This window comes from Dictyobacter kobayashii (genome assembly GCF_003967555.1).
GTDB lineage: Bacteria > Chloroflexota > Ktedonobacteria > Ktedonobacterales > Ktedonobacteraceae > Dictyobacter > Dictyobacter kobayashii.
Genome location: NZ_BIFS01000001.1, coordinates 1,483,558 through 1,505,908, shown reverse-complemented (window position 1 = coordinate 1,505,908; position 22,351 = coordinate 1,483,558). Strand labels below are relative to the sequence as shown.

The 22,351-nt window shown below is 48.9% G+C and carries 21 protein-coding genes and 2 tRNA genes; 14 read left to right on the top strand and 9 right to left on the bottom strand.

Going from position 1 to position 22,351, the window contains the following annotated elements; genetic code table 11:
* Positions 1–81: 81 nt before the first annotated feature.
* Positions 82–164: transfer RNA gene (locus tag EL645_RS06715), tRNA-Leu, on the bottom strand.
* Positions 165–372: 208 nt separating this feature from the next.
* Positions 373–455 (bottom strand) — tRNA-Leu (locus tag EL645_RS06710).
* Between the two features lie 473 nt (positions 456–928).
* On the opposite strand from EL645_RS06710, the gene EL645_RS06705 reads away from it, so the two are divergent.
* The 4 genes from EL645_RS06705 (at position 929) to EL645_RS06690 (ending at position 4,197) form a co-directional block, all read left to right on the top strand.
* Positions 929–1,120 carry a KOW domain-containing RNA-binding protein gene (locus EL645_RS06705; protein ID WP_126549307.1) on the top strand — a complete coding sequence of 64 codons (192 nt, stop codon included), beginning with the start codon at positions 929–931 and terminating at the stop codon, positions 1,118–1,120.
* Between the two features lie 173 nt (positions 1,121–1,293).
* Complete coding sequence (locus EL645_RS06700) at positions 1,294–2,778, top strand: Ppx/GppA phosphatase family protein (RefSeq protein WP_161977181.1); 1,485 nt, start codon at positions 1,294–1,296, stop codon at positions 2,776–2,778.
* Positions 2,765–3,346 (top strand): CHAD domain-containing protein, encoded by a 582-nt coding sequence (locus EL645_RS43995; RefSeq protein WP_126549305.1) that lies wholly within the window; start codon positions 2,765–2,767, stop codon positions 3,344–3,346. Before EL645_RS06700 ends, EL645_RS43995 begins: the two co-directional genes overlap by 14 nt.
* 209 nt (positions 3,347–3,555) lie before the next feature.
* Complete coding sequence (locus tag EL645_RS06690; RefSeq protein ID WP_161977180.1) at positions 3,556–4,197, top strand: HD domain-containing protein; 642 nt, start codon at positions 3,556–3,558, stop codon at positions 4,195–4,197.
* Between the two features lie 48 nt (positions 4,198–4,245).
* Here EL645_RS06690 and EL645_RS06685 read toward each other — a convergent pair whose 3' ends face one another.
* The 4 genes from EL645_RS06685 to secD form a co-directional block, all read right to left on the bottom strand.
* Positions 4,246–5,142, bottom strand: a complete 897-nt coding sequence (locus tag EL645_RS06685) for a VOC family protein (RefSeq protein ID WP_126549303.1) — start codon at positions 5,140–5,142, stop codon at positions 4,246–4,248.
* A 102-nt stretch (positions 5,143–5,244) separates the two neighbouring features.
* A complete protein-coding gene (gene secF / locus EL645_RS06680) occupies positions 5,245–6,048 on the bottom strand; it encodes a protein translocase subunit SecF (RefSeq protein WP_218031771.1) in 804 nt (267 codons plus the stop codon).
* A complete protein-coding gene (locus EL645_RS06675; protein WP_126549301.1) occupies positions 6,003–6,632 on the bottom strand; it encodes a hypothetical protein in 630 nt (209 codons plus the stop codon). The genes secF and EL645_RS06675 overlap by 46 nt, the downstream gene beginning before the upstream one ends.
* Positions 6,633–6,643: 11 nt before the next feature.
* A complete protein-coding gene (secD, locus tag EL645_RS06670) occupies positions 6,644–8,035 on the bottom strand; it encodes a protein translocase subunit SecD (RefSeq protein WP_126549300.1) in 1,392 nt (463 codons plus the stop codon).
* A gap of 301 nt (positions 8,036–8,336) precedes the next feature.
* Here secD and EL645_RS06665 point away from each other — a divergent pair, with 301 nt between their 5' ends.
* The 6 genes from EL645_RS06665 (at position 8,337) to EL645_RS06635 (ending at position 15,757) form a co-directional block, all read left to right on the top strand.
* Positions 8,337–8,903 carry an RNA polymerase sigma factor gene (locus EL645_RS06665; RefSeq protein WP_126549299.1) on the top strand — a complete coding sequence of 189 codons (567 nt, stop codon included), beginning with the start codon at positions 8,337–8,339 and terminating at the stop codon, positions 8,901–8,903.
* Positions 8,904–9,006: 103 nt separating this feature from the next.
* Entirely contained in the window at positions 9,007–9,774 is a 768-nt protein-coding gene (locus EL645_RS06660; RefSeq protein WP_126549298.1) for a hypothetical protein, read from the top strand.
* A 123-nt stretch (positions 9,775–9,897) separates the two neighbouring features.
* The gene (locus tag EL645_RS06655) at positions 9,898–10,854 is read left to right on the top strand and encodes an ABC transporter permease (RefSeq protein WP_126549297.1); all 957 of its coding nucleotides are present in this window, start codon (positions 9,898–9,900) and stop codon (positions 10,852–10,854) included.
* Between the two features lie 65 nt (positions 10,855–10,919).
* Positions 10,920–11,807: an ABC transporter ATP-binding protein gene (locus tag EL645_RS06650; protein ID WP_126549296.1), complete on the top strand. Its 888-nt coding sequence runs from the start codon at positions 10,920–10,922 to the stop codon at positions 11,805–11,807.
* Positions 11,808–12,329: 522 nt separating this feature from the next.
* Positions 12,330–13,019 carry an ABC transporter ATP-binding protein gene (locus EL645_RS06640; RefSeq protein ID WP_371865725.1) on the top strand — a complete coding sequence of 230 codons (690 nt, stop codon included), beginning with the start codon at positions 12,330–12,332 and terminating at the stop codon, positions 13,017–13,019.
* A complete protein-coding gene (locus EL645_RS06635) occupies positions 13,019–15,757 on the top strand; it encodes an ABC transporter permease (protein WP_126549293.1) in 2,739 nt (912 codons plus the stop codon). The genes EL645_RS06640 and EL645_RS06635 overlap by 1 nt, the downstream gene beginning before the upstream one ends.
* 93 nt (positions 15,758–15,850) lie before the next feature.
* Here the strand turns inward: EL645_RS06635 and EL645_RS06630 are convergent, their stop codons facing one another.
* Together EL645_RS06630 and EL645_RS06625 are read right to left on the bottom strand one after the other, a co-directional pair.
* The gene (locus tag EL645_RS06630) at positions 15,851–16,684 is read right to left on the bottom strand and encodes an alkaline phosphatase family protein (protein ID WP_161977179.1); all 834 of its coding nucleotides are present in this window, start codon (positions 16,682–16,684) and stop codon (positions 15,851–15,853) included.
* Positions 16,602–17,138, bottom strand: coding sequence for an alkaline phosphatase family protein (locus EL645_RS06625; RefSeq protein WP_126549291.1), 537 nt, complete (start codon positions 17,136–17,138; stop codon positions 16,602–16,604). Before EL645_RS06625 ends, EL645_RS06630 begins: the two co-directional genes overlap by 83 nt.
* Positions 17,139–17,619: 481 nt before the next feature.
* Between EL645_RS06625 and EL645_RS06620 the strand changes: the two genes are divergently transcribed.
* On the top strand, positions 17,620–18,948 hold the full coding sequence (locus tag EL645_RS06620; RefSeq protein ID WP_126549290.1) for a winged helix-turn-helix domain-containing protein: 1,329 nt from the start codon (positions 17,620–17,622) through the stop codon (positions 18,946–18,948).
* The gene (locus tag EL645_RS06615; RefSeq protein WP_161977178.1) at positions 18,921–20,372 is read left to right on the top strand and encodes a LuxR C-terminal-related transcriptional regulator; all 1,452 of its coding nucleotides are present in this window, start codon (positions 18,921–18,923) and stop codon (positions 20,370–20,372) included. Before EL645_RS06620 ends, EL645_RS06615 begins: the two co-directional genes overlap by 28 nt.
* Before the next feature lie 29 nt (positions 20,373–20,401).
* Here EL645_RS06615 and EL645_RS06610 read toward each other — a convergent pair whose 3' ends face one another.
* Entirely contained in the window at positions 20,402–20,836 is a 435-nt protein-coding gene (locus tag EL645_RS06610; protein WP_126549288.1) for a hypothetical protein, read from the bottom strand.
* Between the two features lie 239 nt (positions 20,837–21,075).
* Between EL645_RS06610 and EL645_RS06605 the strand changes: the two genes are divergently transcribed.
* Both EL645_RS06605 and EL645_RS06600 read left to right on the top strand, forming a co-directional pair.
* Positions 21,076–21,453: a hypothetical protein gene (locus tag EL645_RS06605; RefSeq protein WP_126549287.1), complete on the top strand. Its 378-nt coding sequence runs from the start codon at positions 21,076–21,078 to the stop codon at positions 21,451–21,453.
* A gap of 318 nt (positions 21,454–21,771) precedes the next feature.
* Positions 21,772–22,329, top strand: a complete 558-nt coding sequence (locus EL645_RS06600) for a hypothetical protein (RefSeq protein WP_126549286.1) — start codon at positions 21,772–21,774, stop codon at positions 22,327–22,329.
* Positions 22,330–22,351 lie beyond the last annotated feature (22 nt).

Here is a 22,351-nt window from a genome sequence, read left to right as displayed (position 1 = left end):
GTAGAGTTTCCCCAACTGGCAATACTCGCAGGCAAAACAAAACCGCCTTCTCGTGAGTGCTCATGAGAAGGCGGGAATGGGTGCCGAAGGGGGACTCGAACCCCCATGCCCTTGCGAGCACAACGCCCTGAACGTTGCGTGTCTACCAATTTCACCACTTCGGCTTGTTCCGTTTAGGATGGGTATATCATACAGGATTTCGGCTGGCTTGTCAACGAGATATTTCGGGTATTTTTATGGTTTTCTATCCTGTTTTTCCTGGGTACATATGCGGACGCAGCCGAGAAATTTTTCTGTAGTTGTTCGAATGTGTGCCGCACAGGCAAAACAAAACCGCCTTCTCGTGAGTGCTCATGAGAAGGCGGGAATGGGTGCCGAAGGGGGACTCGAACCCCCATGCCCTTGCGAGCACAACGCCCTGAACGTTGCGTGTCTACCAATTTCACCACTTCGGCTTGTTCCGTTTAGGATGGGTATATCATACAGGATCGCACCTTCAATGTCAATAGGTTTTTCTGCATTTGCCTATTCAATCTCTATTACAAATTTCCCAGGAATAGTGTATACTTGAAATAGCTTATAAATCTTTTTATCAGCTTTTCTCCCCAATCAGATTTCTCATAATAATTGGCGATCAGAATTCCCTTTCATTAAATGGAACCTGCCGTCTGGGAAGGTTTTGCCCTCTCAGGCTGGTATTGCTTTTCTCTTCTCCAAAAACACCTTAGAATATGTCTGATTCACATGTGTTTTCGCATCTTCGATGCTCAAATAATTTTTATGGTGCGTTGCAGCAAATGTGCACTGCACATTTGCTGCAACGCACCATAAAACCAGTTCGGGCGCGGCAGCGCACGTACGCACGAGAACAACCCGATTCCCATCATCATGGGAATCAATCACATTCTTATAGAAAGGGCAAAAAATAATGGAGACAAACGTAGACGGAACCTTCTTTCAAGAAGGGGATCATGTGCGTATCAAACGCACACAGGAAACAGGGATAATCAATGCTGTTGCTGGTGGGGTTGTATATGTACTCATGGATGATACTGATGAGAATAGACTCTTTGCTGCTTATGCCGATGCCGATTCCCCCCTTGAGCTTGTTCAGCCATAATGCCGTTAATAAGCTCTGCCTTATTATAACAAATTCATGTTATAATAACATTAAAGTCCCTTAAAGGAATAAACGTGAGAAGTTTTGCACTTGAATAGTATTGCTAGACATACTCACATTAATGGATGTGTGTTTTTATAGGGCTATCAAAACTAGAAGTTTGGAGTTTATTCATGCCAGAACAAACCGCATCTGTGTGCGCTGCTATCGATATTGGCAGCAATACCTTGCGTGTTGTCGTTGCCCGCTGCTCCCCTGCTGACTTTGAAATTCTAGCTGAGGATGAAGCTTTGGTGCGTATTGGTGAAAGTGTCAATTCCACCGGGGCTATCTCTGCGGAGAAGCGAGAACTGACGATCTCAGTGCTCAAAAGATTTCAATCCTTAGCTCAAGAGTTTAAGGCCGATACGACCCTGGCTATTGCTACTGAAGCTATTCGCAAAGCCAAAAACCGTACTGACTTCTTGCAGGCGATTCAACAGGAAACTGGCATTGAGGTTCATTGCATTGGTGGTGATGTTGAGGCGACTCTAACTTTTTATGGTGCGACATATACTGTCAGCAAGTTACCCCAGCCCCCCACTCAGATCGGAGTGATGGATATGGGCGGTGGTAGTACCGAGCTCGTCTTTGCTAAAAATCTTCATATCTCCTGGCATACTTCTTTGCCGATCGGTTCTGGCTGGCTGCACGATCGCTATTTGCAGGCTGATCCCCCCACAGTCGCTGACCAGGCAACCGCCAGGACGTTTCTGCGTACATATCTGGGAGGCTTAAATATCAAGTCATTTCCTCCCATGCTCTTTGTCACAGGCGGGAGCGCGAACTCTCTCTTGCTCCTCTCCAAGCGGGCCTTTAGTCTAGATGAAGACCTGGATGTCTTGACATACGAAGACCTGCTACGCTGTGAAGGATTGCTATGGGCCTTACCTGCAGAAGAAGTGGCCCAACGCTATCAACTGGATGTCCAGCGTGCTCGCATCATCACCGCCGGCGCTTTAATACTGAGAGCAATTCTTGAGACTTTTCACTTGAAAGAGATTCATGTTAGCTCGTTTGGTATTCGGGAAGGGCTGGCCCTGGCCTATTGCCGTGATGGCGAGCGATGGTTGCAGCGTGCCCAACAGCGGGCTGAGTCGGCGCAACAGAGCTCACAGCAGGTGATAGCGGGTAGTGAGCTATTAAATGATACGACGACTTATCATGATGACTTTGGTATGACTGGTCGTCGTATGTTTCAGGAGCGGGCTGAGGATATGTTGAGCTGGCGTGAAGCCGTCTTACGCCGTAAAGATATCGAGGCGGTACATAAGATGCGTGTCGCCTCGCGTCGTCTGCGGGCTACTATGGATGCCTATCAGTCGGTCTGTGATCCCAAGAAGTTTAGTGCGGTCTATCGCCAGGTGAAAGAGATTGCCGATGTGTTGGGGGTCGCCCGTGATACAGATGTGATGATTGAAAATCTGCATCAGCAAGCAGGGCAAGGTTCGCTGGCTGAGCAACAGGGATGTGAATGGTTGGTTCAGCAGTTGACCAACTATCGACAGGAACATCAAGAAAAGGTTGAACAAGTTTTGCGCTCATTGGACGAGAGAAGCTTCATGCGTAAAGTGATGGCATGTCTGCCAGAAGAGGAGATTATCAATGGCAAAGGCTAGTCTGATAGCCAATCTGGATATTCATGCCCCCACTGGAAAGAATGCACGCGAAATTGCCAGGGTGCGCTTAACTGAAATGTATAGCTGGGAAATCTATATCGATGATCCTTACGCAATCCAGAATTTGCATAATTTGCGGATCGCGGCCAAACGGTTTCGCTATACTCTCGAGATATTTGCGGATACATTCCCAGAAGAATGTGCATCCATCCTCAAGGAAGTAGAACAAATCCAGGAAGAACTGGGTCAATTACACGATAGTGATGTCATGATCGCCTTGCTGCGGCTCTGTCTGGGTGGACAGGATAGTGGTTCTGCATATCAGCAGGCGCTACTAGAAACTACTCAACATAGCCCGAAAGGTCGCCTGATGGTCAATCCCGGGTTGGTTGAGCACCTTTTGCAGCCTTCTTCTGCACTCTCTGCTGAGCAGCGTGAGGGTTTAGAACTATTACTGCGTGACTTGCAGTTGCAGCGCGAGCAGCAGTATACGGCTTTTTACCAGCATTGGTATCAACTCAAGCAGCGGAATTTTCAGCGCGAAGCTTTTGATATGCTTAAAGATTAATAAGCAATTAGAAGAGCGTATATTATTTTGGTAAACTTTGTTTGTACCTGTCGAACTCTCTCTTTTGTGGAGAAAAGCAGAGAGTTGTGACAATTGTTCGGTTGGGTTCGTGTAATGAAAGAAACAGTTAAATTGATGTGGATAGGGAAGGGGGTTTGCCAGCTAGATGAATGTCTGGCTGTATACTGTATCCTTGGAGGTATATGCGCATGATAATGCAGGATTCGGTTCAGGAGTTGACTGGGGTCAGATCTGATGAGCCGACAGCAGAAGAGATCCGTCTGAGTGGTGGTTTGCTGGTCGAAGATTGGCCGCATGCCCGCCAGGTAATGCGTCTCTCCATACAGTTGTTTGAAGCTACCCAACCTTTGCATGGGTATGGCAAACATGCCTTGCGTTTATTAGAGCGGGCAGCATTTTTGCATAATACTGGCATGATGGTGGAGGCGCGACGCCACCATAAGCACTCGTATCGTTTGATCAAGGAGACGCCGCTGCCTGATTTTTCGGATAAACAGCGCCATGAGATTGCCTGTATTGCTCGCTATCATCGGCGTGCATTGCCGAGCACAGATCATGAGGAATATGCGTCTCTCTCATCCAGTGCGCGCAAACGTGTCTCGGCTCTTTCTGCTTTGTTGCGTATCGCGGATGCCCTGGATTATGATCACGATGGCCGTGTGCTCAAAGTGGCCGCTGACTCTGCCCATTGCACTGAAAAGCATTGGACCTTGCGCCTATGGGTGCGTCCCCTGGCCGATCTGGATGTTGAATTGGAGCATGCGCAGGAGAAGGCCGACTTATTTGAAAAGATTTTTGATCGCAAGCTGCACTTCGTTACCCATGATTAAGCCACGAAGTGTCAGCTATGCTTTATTGATAGGTGCTTTTTTAATATTTTATGGTTCGACTAACACAATGAGTGCGCCATTTGCCTGCTCTGGATGTATCCATAGTGTCTGCTTTCCGTCTTCTAACAATGTATAGCTTACCTTATGGTCATCCAGATAGTCTCTGGCAACCTCTAGCTTGCTAACCTCCAGGGTGATGCAGTAGAGGCTTTCTTTTAGCTGGCGCAGATGGGTTGAGAGCGTTGCGGCCTGTGGCAGAGGTGTTTCTGTCGCTGGTAGCGCTGCAGCTAGCTCAACGCTTTGGGTCCCTTGCGCCAGGGTCAGTGTCACAACCTGTGCCCCCCATTGCTTATGCAGATGTGGTTGCGAAGAGTTCAAACCATAGATCTGTTGGAAGCGTCGTGTCGCCTCTTCCAGATTTTCTACTGCCAGCGTGACGCTCTGAACACGCTGAACCCCTGATGGATGGCCGGGTGGTGTATTGCCACCTGCCAGGCGTCTGCGCCGCTCCAGACCGCTACTATCGTGTTGGATGATAAACGGATAGTGCTGCGTTAGATCTGGTCGCTCAACATCGGTACGCAGCCAGCCACGCGAAACCCCATCAGCACTCTTTAGTGAACCCTGATCAGGTCCAATAACCCTCACGCCACGTTGGAACATCGCCCGGCTATCCGCCTCAATATCATCAGAAGCCAGCACGCAGTTTAAATAACCATCCCCCAGTGCCAGCCGTTCCAGCATACTCTGCTGTGCCTCCTCGGGCGCCCGAACCGCGATCAATTCCAGATAGGTATCTCCGATCACGATAATCCGATTAGCTGTTCCGCCGCTGGGATGATTGCCACCGCCGCTGCTGACTAACCCTAATTGCTGGCGAAAGGTCTCGTCCGCCTGTGCTAGATCGCTTACACCAATGATAATATGATCCAGTGCTGTTAACATGCTCTATCCTTCTCTACATAAAAAAGAACCGCTTGACTGCATTGTCCCTCTTACGGGACAGCTCTGTCAAACGGTTCTTTTGTTTATATTTGTGCGAGGAGCTTAGCCGCGCGTCTCCGCTAACTCGCGAACTTCGCGGTCGCGTTTGCGGGCGTAGGGTTTCTCATCGCGTTTACCCTGCAGGTACTTCATACCCAGCTCGCCTTTATCCCAGATGACCAGCATCATACTGGCATTGAAGATTGAGGAGTAGGTACCACTGAAGATACCGATCAGCAGGGCCAGGGTAAAGGTATGGATATCAGTACCGATACCGGTGAAGAGTGTCAGGGTTAACAGGGTAAAGAGTACGGTCAATGAGGTGTTCAATGAGCGGGCCAGGGTCTGAACCAGGCTGGCATTGACAACCTCTTCGAACGTCTCGACTGTACGGCGCTGCATGTTCTCGCGGACGCGGTCGAACACCACGATGGTATCATGGACCGAGAAACCGATTACAGTCAACAGGGCTGTGATGAACAGCGAGTCGATCTGTATGCCGAATAATTTACCCAGGATTGAGAAGATACCCAGTACAACCAGGGCATCGTGCAGCAGAGCGACGATAGCGCAGACGCCATAGCGCAGGGCTTTCGGAACCTTACGGAACGAGAACCAGACATATAACAGGATCAAAAATGATGCTGCCACGACAGCCAGGAAGGCCATCAAGGTTGTACGACCAGCGACGGAAGGACCAACCTGTGAGTTACTCTCAACCTGGATGTAGGGTCCGCCATGCTGCAAGAAGTACCCCTGGATCGCAGCCACGGTTACCTTGGCTTCGGCGGTCGGGTCACCCGAAGAGATCGAAGTCTTGGTCAGAATATTAATGGTCTGGTCGCTATCGCCAAGCTGTAGGTCCACAATTTTAAATGGTGCAGTTGCTGTGCTACCATTCTGCGTATTGGTCGCGGTTGGGTCGCTGTCGGTGTTCCCTTCGCGGTTGCGGTTGGGGTCACCGTTGGTGTCGCGCTACCAACCGTGGGTGTGCTAGGTTTTGGCAGATTGTTCAGCGCGGCCTCGAGATCTGCGGCTTTGGGTGCGCTCGTAAATTTAGTGATCGTTACCAGTGTATAAGGTTTGCTATCAGGAACTGTGGTAAATGCATATCCCAGTGCCTGCTTGTATTTCGCATTCAGCGTTTTTTGAATGTTATCAGTGACAGATGTGTCAAGTTTGCTATCAAAACGAATCCAGGCGGTGTTGGTGGCGCCTTTTGAGTCTTTACCCAGGATAACCTGCTCGCTCTCCAGATTGAAGGGCTTGAGCAGATTTCTGACCTGGTCGGCATCCGTAATAGTGTGTTGAGGGCGCAGTACTATGTTGGTACCACCAGCGAAATCGATACCAACGTTCAGGCCGAAGATGAGTAATGAGATGGTTCCAGGAATGATCACGATCAGCGAGATCAGCAGAAACAATTTGCGATATTTGACTAAGTTTAACACTGCAGCCTCCTCTACACCGTGCTATTGCGCCGTGCTGCCACTTTTGTGCTGGGCAGTGCATCGGCAGGTAATCCGAACAGTGCAGGGTGATTGATGACGCCAGTCGGCACAAGCAGATTCAAGAATGTGCGGGTGACGACCACGGCGGTGAACATACTAATGATAACGCCCAGGAACAGGGTGGTGGCAAAACCAACGATGATGGTGGCACCGAAGTTAGTACCGAAGGCGTATAGGACCGCGCAGGTAATCATCGTCGAGATGTTTGAGTCGCGGATCGAGGGCCAGGCGCGTTTCCAACCGATCTCAATAGCCGATGCTAACAGACGGCCTGCGCGTAGTTCTTCTTTCACGCGTTCAAAGATTAGCACGTTGGCGTCTACCGCCATACCAATTGATAGGATGAAGCCAGCTATACCAGCCAATGACATGGTCACGCCGATCATTTTAAAGATGGCAAAGGTCAGGACTGCATAGAGTACCAGGGCCACGTCGGCCAGCAATCCGGGCAGGCGATAGTAGAGCAACATAAACAGGGCGACGATGCTCAGACCAATAATACCAGCCAGCAGGCTATGGTTGATGGTCTCTGCGCCCAGTGTACCGCTGATCTGCTGCTCGCTTGTCTGCTGCAGGGTTATCGGCAGGGCACCAACCTTCAGATTGTTAACGGTCTGCTGCGCCTGTGTCTGGGTAAAGTTACCCTGAATGGTGCCAGGGCCAGTGATGGCGCTATTGATCACCGGGGATGTTATCACCTGGCGGTCTAGCGTCACGGTCAGGTAGTGACCAACATTATTGGCCGTAAACGAGCCAAAGCGAGCTGATGCACCATTGTTTTTCATCTGGAAGTTAATCAAGAAGGCACCAGTCGTAGGATCCTGTCCAACGCTCAGGCTATTGGGGTCCAGATCAGTACCGCTGAAGAGTGGTTTGCCACCGGGATTGTACTGAGCATATTGTGCTGGGTTAAGTGGCGCACCCTCTTGCAGGCCACCAGTGGTACCTGTATCCCAGAACTCCAGTTTACCGGTTTGCAGCAAAGTATTGAGGGTATCTTGCTGGTTGCCGCTGAAATTGGGCAGTTCAACCACAATGCTAGTGTTACTTGTACCTTCTTGCAAGCGCACACTGGGCTCTTTAAGGCCAAGACCATCGATACGCTGTTGTAGCAACTGCCGTGTGGTCTCCATATTGTCGTGGTTAACGTTATCCTGGCCTGGTTTGGGTTCAAGTTGTACACTCACACCACCCTGCAGGTCCAGTCCGAGCGTTGTCGTAAATGGATTGTTAACGCCATACAGGGGCTTACCACTGTCGGTATGGGGCCAGAAGACGACAAATGACGCGCCCGCGGCTAACAAAATAATAAAGAAGAGGAGTAGTAATGTTCCTCGCCGCATAAATATTTTCCTCTCAACTGGGTTGGTACGAAATCTTTCCTAGGAGCGCTTTGGGGGCGCCCCCATCTTCTTCCCATCAGGCGCATCAATAGAGCGTTTCTGGGTAGGAACACAGTATGCGCCACACTATTTCAGTGCAGTATAGCATAGTTGACCACTGTTGCATATCCTGTTCAGTTCTTTATACAGCAGATGCCGGTGTATAAACAGGATTTTGTGGCATTGGCGAACCTTTAGAGTGCCTGTGTCGTAGTCACTATGTGTATGAACTCTATTTGCATTATACAGAAGAAAGAGTATTGTGGAAGCGCTACGTGATGAGCAGCTAATGTCAGGTGTCCTTACAGGCGATGAAAGTGCCTTGAACGCGCTTGTTGAGCGCCATTATGGGCCACTGCTCGGATATGTCTATCGCCTGCTCCATGGAGATCGACAATTAGCTGAAGACGCCGTACAAGAAACATTTTTACGCATGATGCAACGCGGTGGGTATCAATCCGGTCGTCCTTTTAAGCCGTGGCTCTATACTATTGCTACAAACATTATACGCGATTACTTTAAGTCTGCGGTAGTCAAACATGGGGCCGATGCCACAGATGATATTCTACTCGCAGTCTATGATCCCGCGCCTGGACCCGAAGATATAGCACTTTCTGACGAGCAGGGAAAGATTATTTCTGTCGCTCTAGGAAAAATAGGAGAAGAGTACCGGAGTACTATTTTATTACGATTTTATGCTGGCTTGAGCCTACAGGAAATTGCGGAGACGTTGCATATTCCGGTCGGGACGGTGAAATCTCGACTCTCGGTTGGTACCCGCCGTTTACGCGCTGCGCTGCATTCGATGAAAGAGTACGAAGTAAAATGAAGAATTTGTTTGATGGCTGGCCGCTGGATAGTCGCCAACATATCGAGGATGCTCTGCGAGAACAGGGTGAGGGGCAGAAGATATTGCTGAATTAGCGCCGGTCATGGAGCGCTTGCAGGCCTGGACCGCTCCCCAACCTACGCTGACTGAGAGGCAAGCGTTGCTCGCAAAGCTGTTGCCCGCCCTACCTGTGTATTCTCCTATTCGCCAGAGTATTCAGGAGAACTATGCCTCGTTCTGGCACAGGCTGCGCATGTTCTTCCATATGGCACTGGTGCAGGTATCGATGTTGCAACCCTCGTTCTGGCTGTTGAGCTTCCTGATCGTCTGTGCAGGCCTGGCGTCCGGATCTATCCCTTTTTCAAATTCGGCGCTGTCGGCACGCGTTGTTCTATGGGCGCTTGGACCCCTGGTTGCCTATGTAGGAACGATGAGCATTTTTCGCGGTGCGCGTTATAACATGCTGGAATGTGAACTGGCCTGCCCACCCTCGGTTCAGCAGATTACGCTGGCCCGCCTGATCGTTGTACTTGGCTATGATATCTTGCTTGGTATGTTCTTAAGTACCTATCTCTGGAGAATCGATGGAGGGAGTCTCTCTCTGCTGATCCTGCACTGGTTAGCACCGATGTTGCTGGTCTCGGCTATCGCGCTCTTCTTTTCTTTGCGTGTCTCAGCCAACCTGGCGGCCGGGCTGGCTTATAGTGTCTGGCTCTGCCTGCTCATTTTCTTTGCCCTGCCCTTTGGTAGCAAAATTATCTCCAGCGTCATCACCGAGGTCGAGCTGCTAGTTGCCGGGCTGGGAATAATTTTATTAATTGTTGTCGTCCTGAGCCAGCCAGCACGCGTGCACCGGGCGTATCCTCTCTAAGAGTATATTATGGAAATTATTCGTGCTTTCATGATATGCATATGAGTGTACGAACCTTTTAAGCTTTTATCTCGTAAAAAGGCAGAAGATAAATTATAACTAAAAAAGGAGCTCTGAAAAGCTATGGAAACCCAGCTATCGCTCACCACAACTAAAGACACGTCCGGTGAGCGTAACCATCCCTTGTGGTCGGTGTTCCAATGGGAGCTACGCCGCCGTTTGAAAGGGCCCGCCTTCTGGTTGATGTCAGCCTTTCTGTTCCTGTTTACGTTGATTCTCATGTGGTTGGGCCAATATAAAGATTTTATCGATCAGAAATCCGGCGTGGCTGTGGCTGATATTACCGCATTCGGTTTGATGTACGAGTTGCCAGGCGTCCTGCTTTTATGGTTTGGTATACTTCTTCCCTTTTTAACGGTTGACCTGGCCTCCTCCGATGTGCGGCGCAAGACGCATGAGCTGGTTATGACCTGCGCGATCTCTAATCGGGCCTTTCTGTGGGGACGTTACCTGGTTGGTCTCTGCCAATGTCTCTTTCTGACGCTTCTGATGCTGGTGGCTATGGTAGTCATGGCTTTTGCCCTGCATTCATTTCTCTGGTTGGGATTAGATGGGCCGTCGGACCTGATTGGTTATCCTGAGCCCAATGTGGGCATTATTGTCTTCTTCTGGGCACTCATGGTCTTGCCTATAGCCGTCTGGTTTAGCGCCATCTGTTTTCGTTTGGGCTCATTTAATGCGCAGTCTATCGGCATGAATCAGGCATTGATGGCGGGGCTCTGGTTTCTCATCTGGACCTTTGAATTCATTTTCAATGGCAATCCAATTGCCTCGGCTTTTGATCCCACCAGCGATTCAATGTCTTTTGCCTTTAGATCATTTTATATGAACCGCTACTGGACGCTGGTCCAGCATGTTACCAATCCTGATCAGCGCCAGGCGATTGGCAATGCCGTACAGCAGCTTATGCCGGATACGCTCTGGCTCTTTGTACTGACACACATCATTTATGCTCTGCTGGGCCTGGTCTTTGTGGCCTTATCAATCAAGAAATTTCCGCGTTTTGCTAATGCATTGTGATCATCTGCCGGCTGAGATTGCTTTGTAGTAATGTGCTGGTGAATATTTAAGAAGGACGTATGGTTATGGAACTGGTATGTGAGCAGGTTGGCAAAAAGTATGGGGACTCTCTCTGGGCTGTACGCAATGTCTCGCTGCAGTGTGGCCCTGGGATGATCGGGCTGGTTGGCCCTAATGGTTCTGGCAAAACAACCTTGCTGCGGATGCTGGCGACCCTCTTGCCGCCTGGCGAGGGCCGTATCCTGTGGAATGGACGTGATATCCGTACAACCGGTAGCGAGCTGCGGCAGGTCCTGGGCTATATGCCGCAGGAGTTTGGCCTCTATCCAGAATTCACGGCCCGCCAATTCTTGCGCTACCTGGCGGCTATGAAAGGACTGCCAAAGAGTATGGCGCGGCGGCGCGTGGATGAGGTGTTGGAGATTGTGGCAATGGAGCGCTTTGCCGAGCGCAAGCTGGGTACATATTCTGGTGGTATGAAGCAGCGTATCGGCATCGCCCAGGCCCTGTTGAATGATCCAGAGCTACTGATTGTCGATGAGCCTACCGTTGGCCTGGACCCCCAGGAACGTGTGCGCTTCCGCCTCCTGCTGGGTAGCTTTACCAGGAGTCGCCTGGTTATTCTTTCAACGCATATTATTCATGATGTCGAAGCCATGGCCGGACGCCTGTTGATTATGCATGAAGGACAGGTGCAGGCGGATACCACTTCTGAAGCGCTCTTGAAGGAAGCGATAGGCCGTGTCTGGACCGTTACTACTGATGCTGATACCGCCAACCGTCTCCAACACGCTTACCAGGTCAGTGGTATCATCTCCCAAAGTTCGGGTATTACCCTGCGTATCCTCAGTTCTCAACGTCCACACGAAGATGCCCTCAATGTTGAACCTGTGTTGGAAGATGCCTATCTGCTCGTTGCAGGCGTCAAGACGGCCCCCGGCGCTACTCTATAGCAAGCTCCTCTTTATCGTACAAGGCGGTGCCAGCTCAAACACGCGTGATTGATATAGAACTCAACACGAAGTTGTTCGTATTTCTTTAAAAGAGCAACAGCTCCAGAGAACGCAGGGAGATCACGAGCCAGCGATACGATGAACATTCTTTCATGTGTGTGGAGTATGTGTGCCAGGCGGGCGCAGCCCGCCTGGCACACATACTCCACCCTCCCAACCCGGCGCGATAGGCGCCAAAGAGGAACATGAAAAAGCCCTGGCGGCGTTTACGATTGCTTTTAAATAGCATATGATACGTGCTATGCTACGTAGCGGTACTCAGAGTTGACTGCCTCGAAACAAGTGTATATTCCTTGACCCGAATCTGCGGGTTCTAATGTCACTTGTATAGAAAAGATATATCGCTTTAATTCATATTGCCTTGTTATGTATAAAGGAGCGGATGCTTCCATGGATGAAACAGTGACGCAACGTGCAGCGGATGCTACCAGGGCAGCCGTTTCCGAGCCACGTAAAGTTGTAATGGATGTGCGTAATATTACGAAAAGTTTACCTTTAGGGCGTGAGCGCATAGATATTCTTAAGGGCATTAGTTTTCAAATTCTCAGTGGTGAATTTGTCTCTATTGTTGGACCCTCTGGCTCGGGTAAAAGCACTTTGCTGGGCATTATCGCTGGTCTGGATAATCCCAGTAGTGGGCAGGTATTGGTGGATGGGATTGATATTGCGCGTATGAGTGAGGGGAAACTGGCGGCGGTGCGCAATCAGAAGATTGGCATGGTCTTTCAGGCCTTTAATTTGATCCCGACTTTGACGGCTCAGGAAAATGTTGAGGTCCCTCTATATGTGGGCAAACATAAGGGTTCGCCCTCGGCTCGCGCTAAAGAATTGCTGGAACTGGTTGGCCTCTCACACCGGCTAGGTCATCGTCCCAGTCAGTTGTCCGGTGGTGAGCAACAGCGTGTGGCCATTGCCCGCGCCCTCTCGACCGATCCCGCGATTGTCATTGCTGATGAGCCTACCGGTAACCTGGATGCGCGCAATGGCGAGAACGTTTTGAGTTTGATCGCCGATCTGCGCGAGAAGACGGGTAAGACCTTTATCATTGCCACCCACGATCCAAATGTGGCTGGCCATGCCGATCATGCGATCCGTATTGTGGATGGCTTGATCAGCGAACTGGATACCACGGGCGGGAGAATCACTCAATAATGAAAGCCTCGATGTATTTTAACTATACTTCGCGCTCTCTCTTCCGTGGTGGCCAACGTACCTTACTGGCGATCTTTTGTGTCGCCGTAGGTGTGATGGCGATTGTGGCGTTGCAACTGGTTGGTTTGATGATCAACAACGCCTTCACTGGAAATGTGCGCGATGCCAATGGCGGTGATATCGCCATTCGTTCTCAGCAGCCGTTTACCAAAGACGATCTGAAGCACTTTGATGCCTGGAAGAAGGATGGTTCGATTACCGATTATACGCCGGTGATTACCTCCCAGGCCTCTACGGGTGCTCAGGCCTCACAACGGCAAACCTTTAGTATGCGTATCATCGATGCGGCGCATTATCCAGCCGCGACCGTTACCCCGCCGACCTTTAGCAGTCCCGCCCATGGCAGCTTGAGCGCGCTGGTCAAGAATGATGGTGTGGTGGTGACGCAGCCGTTTATCGATCAGTATAAAAAGAAGCTGGGCGATAGCCTGGATATTACGATCAGTGGTGGGACGCGTGGACAGAGTGGGCGCGTCATCCATACTAAAATCGCTGGTATCGTTACTGAGACAGGTGTGCTGGCCCAGTCGGGTAGCGTGGTATTGCTCTCGGTGAATGATTATATCGCCTCCGCGCCGAAGGCGGCCGTTACCTATGATACCGTCGATGTAACGGCTGAAAAGTCCAAAATCGACGCTGCTGTTAAAGAGATTCAACAACAGTTTCCGATCGCTACTACGCAGACTGCGGCCGATGTGTTGAAACAGCAGCAGTCGGTTATCGATAATATTCGTAAGTTCCTGGAAATTGCTGGCCTGCTGGCTTTGTTGATTGGTGGTGTCGGTATCGTCAATACGATGCAGGTACTGCTCTCGCGTCGCCGTACCGAGATTGCTATGCTTAAGACCACTGGTTACCGGCGCTTTGATCTCTATTTGCTGTTTGGTCTGGAAGCTGGCCTGCTGGGTCTGGCTGGCGGCTTGCTGGGAGCTGCTGCCGCCACCGGCATTAGTTACCTGGTGCGCAACCTGGTCGAGCAGAATTTCGGCTTGAATGTGCCCTTTGTGTTGGACTGGTTTACGATCATTGGGGGCATGGTTATTGGCGTCTCTACCGCGCTGATCTTTGGCCTCTTGCCAATCGTACAGGCGGCCAATATCCGTCCGTTGAATGTGATCCGTGAACTACCCGAGGGGCGTGGTATTAGTAGTATCGCCTTGACCACCATTCTCATGATCGTACTCTCGATCCTGTTCTGTGTGCTCTCGATTGTGATCCTGAACGGCGATATTCGCCTGGGTACGATCTCGGTCTATGGGATCTTTATCTTTCTGGGCCTGCTGAGCCTGGTGTTGAGCCTGTTGATCGTGCTGGTCAGCAAATTACCGGTGCCCGAGCGCTTCAGTTTCTGGCAGATCTTACTGGTTGTAGTCGTGGCGGGCATTGCATATGCCCTCTATCGCGTAGCGCCACCCTATGGTCTGCTCTTTATGGGCTTTGCTCTCCTGGGACTCTTCGTGATGTTTGTCCCTCGTACGCTGAAAGCCTCGACCAAGATGGCCTTGCGTAACCTGGCCCGACAGCGAGCTCGTACCACTACTACGATGCTGGCCCTGTTCGTTGGTATCTTTACCATCGGCCTGATCCTGGCGTTGGGACAGAATTTGCGCACCCAGGTCAATGAGGTGATTTCCCATACGTTAAACTATAATGTCTACTCGATTACCTCGAATGACGATACCAAAAAGCTTAATAATCTGTTGCCGCGCCTTGCGGGTCTGAGTACCTATCAGGAGCACACGCTTGCCTCTACGGTACCGGCGGCTGTCAAGGGCAAGCCATTTGCGACCTATGTCAATGGCTCTAAGAGTGCCCAGGTGCGCCGACAACTGCTCTCGCTGACCAATGGTGTTGAAGGTTATGATGTTGGTAATAACCAGTTCCCTTCGCTCAACTTTATTGCGATCACGCAGGGGCGCAACCTGAATCTAGATGATGCCGGTACCAATAATGTGCTGGTGCGCTCTTCGCTGGCGCAGCTGAACGGTGTACAGCTCAAGGTTGGTGATAAGATTACCCTGGTGGGAATCGATCAGGTCAGCATCAAAACTGTAACGGTGGTGGGCTTCTATGATCAGAAGACGCTGGGCGCCAATTTTGAGCCGATCCTGGGCACCACCGATACGGTCAAAGCGCTCACGCCAGCTGGACTTGATCAGACTGTCTTCTACATGAAGATTGATCCCAATAAGTTGAATGGTGCTGTGGATCAGATCGGGCAGACGGTGCCAAAGGCCTTTCTGCTGAACCTGGCCAGCCTGACCGATTTTATCAACCAGCTACTCAACGATATCCTGTTGACGTTGACCACGATCGCTTCGCTGACCTTGTTGGCTGGTATCATCATCATCGCCAACGCGGTTGCCCTGGCCATGTTAGAGCGGCGGCGCGAGCTGGGTATCCTCAAGTCAGTTGGCTATACCAGCCGCACCATATTGGGTGAAGTCATGCTTGAGAATGGCCTTGTCGGTGGCCTGGGAGCCCTGGTGGCCATGGTCCTGGCCTCCTTGATCACCTGGCTACTCGGCAAATTCGCCTTTAATGCCAGCTTTAGCGTCGACACCCCCATTGTCCTGGGACTGGTCCTGGGCTCAGTGGTCCTATCCATGTTTATCGCCGTCTGCGTGGCCTGGAGCGCCGTACGTGTACGCCCTCTGGAAGTCCTGCGCTACGAGTAGAGTAGAAATCAGCATAAAAGCGAGCACCAGGAACGCTCTTCTGGTGCTCGCTTTTATTTGGGATTGCATAAGGGGGCGTCAATATTTGGGCGCTTAGAGGGCCATGAGTAGCAGTGGTATCTCCATTTCTTCGGGAGTCAGGCCGCCGTGATGGCCCTGGAAATGCATGCTAAATTTGTTTTCTTCATACCACCAGGCGGTTTCGCGTTTGTAGGGCAGGATAACGACATTGCCCACGCGCTCCATGAAAGTGCGTGAAGGTGGCTGCATACCAAAGAAATTCTGGGCCACCAGCTCCTGGGTCAAATAGACTTCGGCCTGTTGGTCAGGCCCGTTGGTCAGGCGTTGCCGTAGTTCATTGACCGCTGTCTCCAGATACTCTTCTTTGATATGTAAGAACATATCGCGCGCCGAGCCCGCCGGTGCCAGCACATGACCACGGCTATTGGTTTTGAGGTAGCGATTGATAATGGGCATCTGCTGATTGACATAATAGGTATTGTAAGGACTGACCTCGACCTGTCCATGATCTGCGGTCATCATAAATAATGTTTTGCCTGTACTGTGGCGCGTGGTTTGCAGAAAGAGCTGGTTCATCTGATTCAAACAGAGATCAACAGCTTCGTCCAGTTGTTTGGATGAAGGACCGTAATTATGACAGGTCGTATCGATGCGATCAAAATAGAGAAAATAGTAGGTAGGTCGTTTTTGTGGACGGTTGAGCATTGTGCTCAGGTTGGTAAAAGCCTCAGAGATCACGTTATAAGGATGGACCTCGGCCCCACGGAAGACGATATCCGAGTAGGTAGAGGGGGTGTAGGCCTGATACTGCAGGATATGTGAATCAATGCCAGCTTGTAAGGTCTGGTAGAAGGTCTGGCGCGGGAAAAAGCTGTGGGGCAATGCCAGAGTTTTTGATGGTATCACGCGTAAACTTCTCGCCCGCAAAGGAAAAGGTCAGGGGCGAGATGATATCATTGACCAGCGGCTCATAATAATTCCATTCGTAGACCCCACTCTGGCCTACATTGAGTCCGGTATGGATGCAGGTGACATGGGCTGCCGTGGTTGACGGAAACTGGGAAGTCATCTTCGAGACCACCCCTTCCGCCATAAAGGTTTTCAGTAATTCATATTTGTCCGCGTACTTTTCAAAGAAGCGCCAGCCAAAGGCATCAATAAAGAAGAGCACCACCGTATCATACTGAGTTGGTAAATCTCCAAATACATCGAGGGGTAGGGCGCTTTGTCCATTGCCGGTAAGCAGAAACTGAATCGTTGCAGGAAGATTAGAGAAGCAATAAGAATCGTAACGTGGACGGATGAATCGTTGAGCAAAGCGCGAGCTATTGACTAGCTTTATTGACGCCGAATTGAGCATGCTTGTTCCTGCTTCCTGAATAGGAGGTCATCTTTTGGCTATAAATGCCATAATATTTTATACTGGATATCTCTCCAACAGTATATCACGGAACCTCCAGGATGCAGCTATATTTTTACCTTGATAGTGAAATTCCCGTTAGCTGAGGTTGATCTCAGGGTGCCGCTAATTTGAAAGAAGCTTATTCTAAATACAAACTAATGCTTATTAAGAATGATTTATATGTTTATGCAAACTAAATAATGCAAAATTATAAATTTATTTTAAACTTCAAGAAACTTAAGTACTTGACAAATATCTTTTCCTTGTAGTATACACATCCTTATAGAAGAAAAAGGTTACACAAGCAACTAATCAGCCCTGTAAAGTAAAATATTTGTCTGTGAAAGTTTTACCCGAATAGAAATAGTTAGATATGCTGGAAATATCCAGGATTAGCGGAGATTATTCATTCATAATTTAAAGAGAAGGCTCTTATAGTATGTTACAGTTGAATACACTCCTTATAACCAAATTACTCATACCATCAACACGTCCTCATGTCGTGTTTCGTTCAAAGCTTATTAATCAGCTGCAGGAAGTGTTACAGCGGAAAATCACCTTTATTTCAACCCCTGCCGGTTTTGGTAAGACAACATTATTGAGCGAATGGGCGCAGCAGAAGCACTGCCCTGTCGCATGGGTTTCTCTCGATAAAGGAGACAACGATTTGATACGCTTCTGGAGCTATCTTATTAATGCTCTGGAAACATTATATCCAGGTATAGGTGAACATACTCTGGCGCTGCTACATACTCCGCAAAGTTCGTCTTTCGAGGCTGTAATCACGATGTTGATCAATGCTCTAATGACAATTGAAGAGCATTTCGTTCTTGTACTGGACGATTACCACGTTATTGAAACCACCCCTATTCACGATAGCGTTTCACTGCTTTTAGAGCACATGCCTCCCTACATGCATATTGTGATCGCTAGCCGGACTATGTCTCCATTACCTTTGCCGCGTTTACGCGCACGTGGACAACTGCTTGCCTTAGATGCTACAGATCTCTATTTTACGACTGAAGAGACATTGGAGTTTTTTAACCAAACGATGCAGCTAGATATCACTTTGGATGTTGCTACCAAAATACAGGCTCGTACAGAAGGATGGATTGCAGGGCTACAACTTGCTGCGCTCTCATTACAACGTGGGACTGACATCTCTCATTTCCTTACGGTGTTTAATGGAGGCCATCGTTACATCCTGGACTATCTTACGGCTGAGGTGTTTTCTCAACAGTCCGAAGAGGTGCAGCATTTTTTACTGCATACGGCCATCCTTAATCAGCTCAGCGAACCATTATGCAATGTGCTGACGGGGCGTGAAAATGGACAGATAATGCTGGAACTCTTAGAACAGGGAAACTTGTTTATTATCCCATTTGATGAGAAGCGGCACTGGTATCGCTATAGTCAGCTTTTTGGTGACTTTCTATACAATAGGTTACAGTACTTGTACCCTCAACTAGTGTTGGTTCTCCATCGGCGCGCTTCAGCCTGGTATGAGCAGAACAATTTTATGGCTGAAGCCGTGGATCACTCTCTAGCAGCAACAGATTTTGAGCGGGCTGTTCGACTGATTAGGCGGGTTGGAAAAATATTTGAACAAAATGGAGAGATAACGACATTACTACGTTGGCTAAATACCCTGCCAGAGCATCTGGTATGCAAAGAACCGCAGCTGTGCTTGCTACGTGGCTGGGGACTGGCAACAACCGGACAACTCAGCGAAGCACAACTATGGTTACGTTATGCCAAAAAGGGATAAATCACTATCTTTCATACCAAATAGGTGGAAATGTTTCTGAACAAGATCAAGAAGCAAATAGTGTTATAACGGATCATGATGAATTACAGGATATTCAGGGAGAGATTACAGCTTTAGATGTCTATGTCAATATATCTCAGGGAAATGTACCCCATAGTATAGCCCTGGCTCATAAAGCTTTAGAGCAACTGTCTGCGAACAATCTCTTTATGCGTAGTACCGTCACCTTAAACCTCGGGCTTATTTACGCATTTAGCCGCAATGTAATTGAAGCTGTTCAGGCTTTTACTGAGGCGAGTATCCTCAGCCAAAAAATGGGCAATGTTTACTTGGCTTATCTTACTCTCTGCAGCTTGGCGACGATGAAAGGGATGCAAGGTCAACTCTATGCAGCCGCAAAAATATACCAGCAAGTGTTAGTGTTTAATAAAAGGAAGAAGCAGCCGTTGCCTTATGCTGGGATGGCATATGTTGGGATGGGCAGCCTGCTCTATGAGTGGAATGAACTCGAGACGGCGGAACGGCATCTCGTAGATGGTATCTCTCTTAGCAAACAATGGGGCAACAGGGAGTATGTTGTCTATGGCTACGCTATGCTGGCGGCAATAAAACATGTACAGGGAGATAAGGATGGAACACTCGACATGCTTCAACAGGCGGAAGAACAGGCACTAGGGCAACAATTGCCGATTTGGGTTACCCCTCTGGTTTCTACCTATAAGGTACGCTTGCTCTTGATGCAGCAAGAGGTTGATGCGGCGAACGATCTTGCCCAGAGGAGCTTTCTGGGAGAGTTTGAAAATGTTACGCTCGCACGCATACATATAGCTTTGAAACATTCCAAAAAAGCATTGGATCTTTTGGACTCACAGTTATCCCTGCTGGAGTCAACCGGGCAGACGCGCATGCTGCTAGAGAGCCGAATGTTGATGTCACTTGCTTATTTCAAGCAAGGTCTTGTTAGCCAGAGCTTACAGATGCTACAAGATACACTCTTATCTACGCAAGAGGAGGGCTACATTCGCCTCTTTGTAGACGAAGGTCAGCCCATGCAGTGCTTGCTATTAAAGTTGTTTAACTCTCAACAAAAAGGACGTACTATCCCGCACGGCAATATGATATGGCAGTATATTGAGAAATTATTATGCGCTTTCGGAAAACCGTTCGAGAAAAATAGTATATCCGAACAAAGTAATGCGCTAAGAACTTCTTTCTCCGATGTCGGTATTGAACCTTTGAGCAGGCGTGAGATAGAGGTCATACGTTACGTTGCCTCCGGCTTATCGAATGATGAGATAGCCCAATCTATGGTGGTTGCGAAAAGTACTGTTCAGTGGCACATTAAGAATATCTACGGGAAACTCCACATTCATAATCGCGCACTGATAGTGGTACGAGCTAGAGAGCTTGGTTTGTACCCCTGATATTGCTTCAGCCTCTGCGTAACACCATGCTAGCTCAATCTGGTCGCTGGGCTGTTTCTACTCAATAAGGTTATTATACTGGCAATTGCAGCAAACAGAAACGCTGGTAGAAAAAATATTCCTACACTGAGAATAGATATCAATATAAAAATTGTAATAATAGCTGTCGATAACCAGAGGATTGTACGCCAGCCATTGTTTCCTGTACGGCCGTGTAACTGCGCCGCGATGGCGACACCAATCAGTGCAAGCAATAGTATACAGAATATGACCAGTGTTATCGGCTGTATTCCCATCTGCAATAAATTGGCGGTTCCACTTGCTGTACCACTCTTTCCGCTGGGATCTGTTGTACTACTTGTGTACTGATAGAGTGGTCCAAATATGGCGTAGGCCAGACCGAGGATGCCAAATGTTAGGGAGAGTAATCCACTCCAGGTCTCAATGCGTTGGCGTGTAGTCATAAAAACTTCCTTTCGTATTGCCGTATGAACCAATTTCGATATCTGTCATGAGTATAGTTGCTCAATCTTTGTTTGTCCCCCTTAAATAAGGGGGTATTTCGAGAAGAAGAGGGGGGCTGTAATATCATGAGTTAGTACATCACTGATGCCATGAGCAAACTCACTGCAATAAAATGATTTATTCTTCTATAATTTGCATTAAAAGATAATGCAGTCAATTACGGGTAAAGGAGAGAGGCATGCAAGCTCGATATACTTTCTATTGGTTGCTAACCGGCTCACTGCTCGGTTTGGGACTTTTGAGTCTACTCAGTCTGGGCGCTCCCCTTGTGCTGCTCAGCCTTTTTATGCTGATCTATGGCATTATACGTTGGCGATTTCATAACCTATGGGCGCTTTTTATAGGATTTGGTGCTGTGCCTGCGTTCATTCTGTTCATTGCTATTCTAATTGCTTATCCTGCCTGCAATGGAAAAGATCTTGTCTCACCTTCTGATTCGGTGCATTTTTCTTGTTCATCTATCCCCCCCTCGTATTACCTTATGGCAATTGCTTTCTCGTTAATAGCTGTTGTGGGTATTTTTTGGCCTCTGGTACGAAAGGTATTGACCCATTAATAACTATTCTGACGTGTCAGCTCGTTTCTATCTACCCCTCATTGTTTATCGTTTCCCCCAGCCCCTCCCAAAATAAGGGGCTATTTTTCTTTCCCTGGCTGATTTCCCCTGTCACGAAATCCCCCTTTCTAAGGGGTGACTTTTACTGATTTAAATTTACAATCAAAGAGAGTGATAGCTTCGCTACGTGAAAATATTTCATGTCCTGCAACTGATATCAAGAAAAGGATGTACGTCATGATATTCCAAAGACGTATATAGCGAGCCTTCTAAAAAGTATTTGTCGAATCGCTAGTACGAAAAAGAAAGGATGTACAAATGGTACTCTCTTCGACTGCTCGCAAACTAGTCCTGCTTCTGCTAGCAGCAATGCTTGTTAACCTTCTCTTTGTCGCAAGCACGCTTAGTGCATCGGCGCATGCCAGCCCTCATGACGCTGTGGTATCTCAAACTGTCCCTTTAAAACTAGATTGTGTCCATCTCTCGGTTGCTGCCAGGAAGTATGCCATGAATCATGGATTCTGTACGACGAATGGAACTACTCCCAATAATACTGTTTCAGGTGATTGTGGCACATCTAGTCTCTCTCTTCAATCGCTGGGTAGAGGTAATGCTGCGTTTAACGAGTCAGCCAACTCCTCTCTTGGCATCATCGTTCACGTTGACTATACGGTGAGTTGGCAGAATCAGACAAGAAATACCTTCAATAGCTTTAGTGGTTCACCAGCGACATTTACCGCTAGCTGGTCCAATAGAGATACCCGTTTCACCAATACTGGTACCGTCTATGCCTATGTCGCCGATCTGACGGTCCTTCTGGTTTGGGGAGGCACCTGCTCTGGTCTTCAGCCCTGGGATCGCATTTCCGTGTTGTAACTATTCTTCCTCATTTGATCAC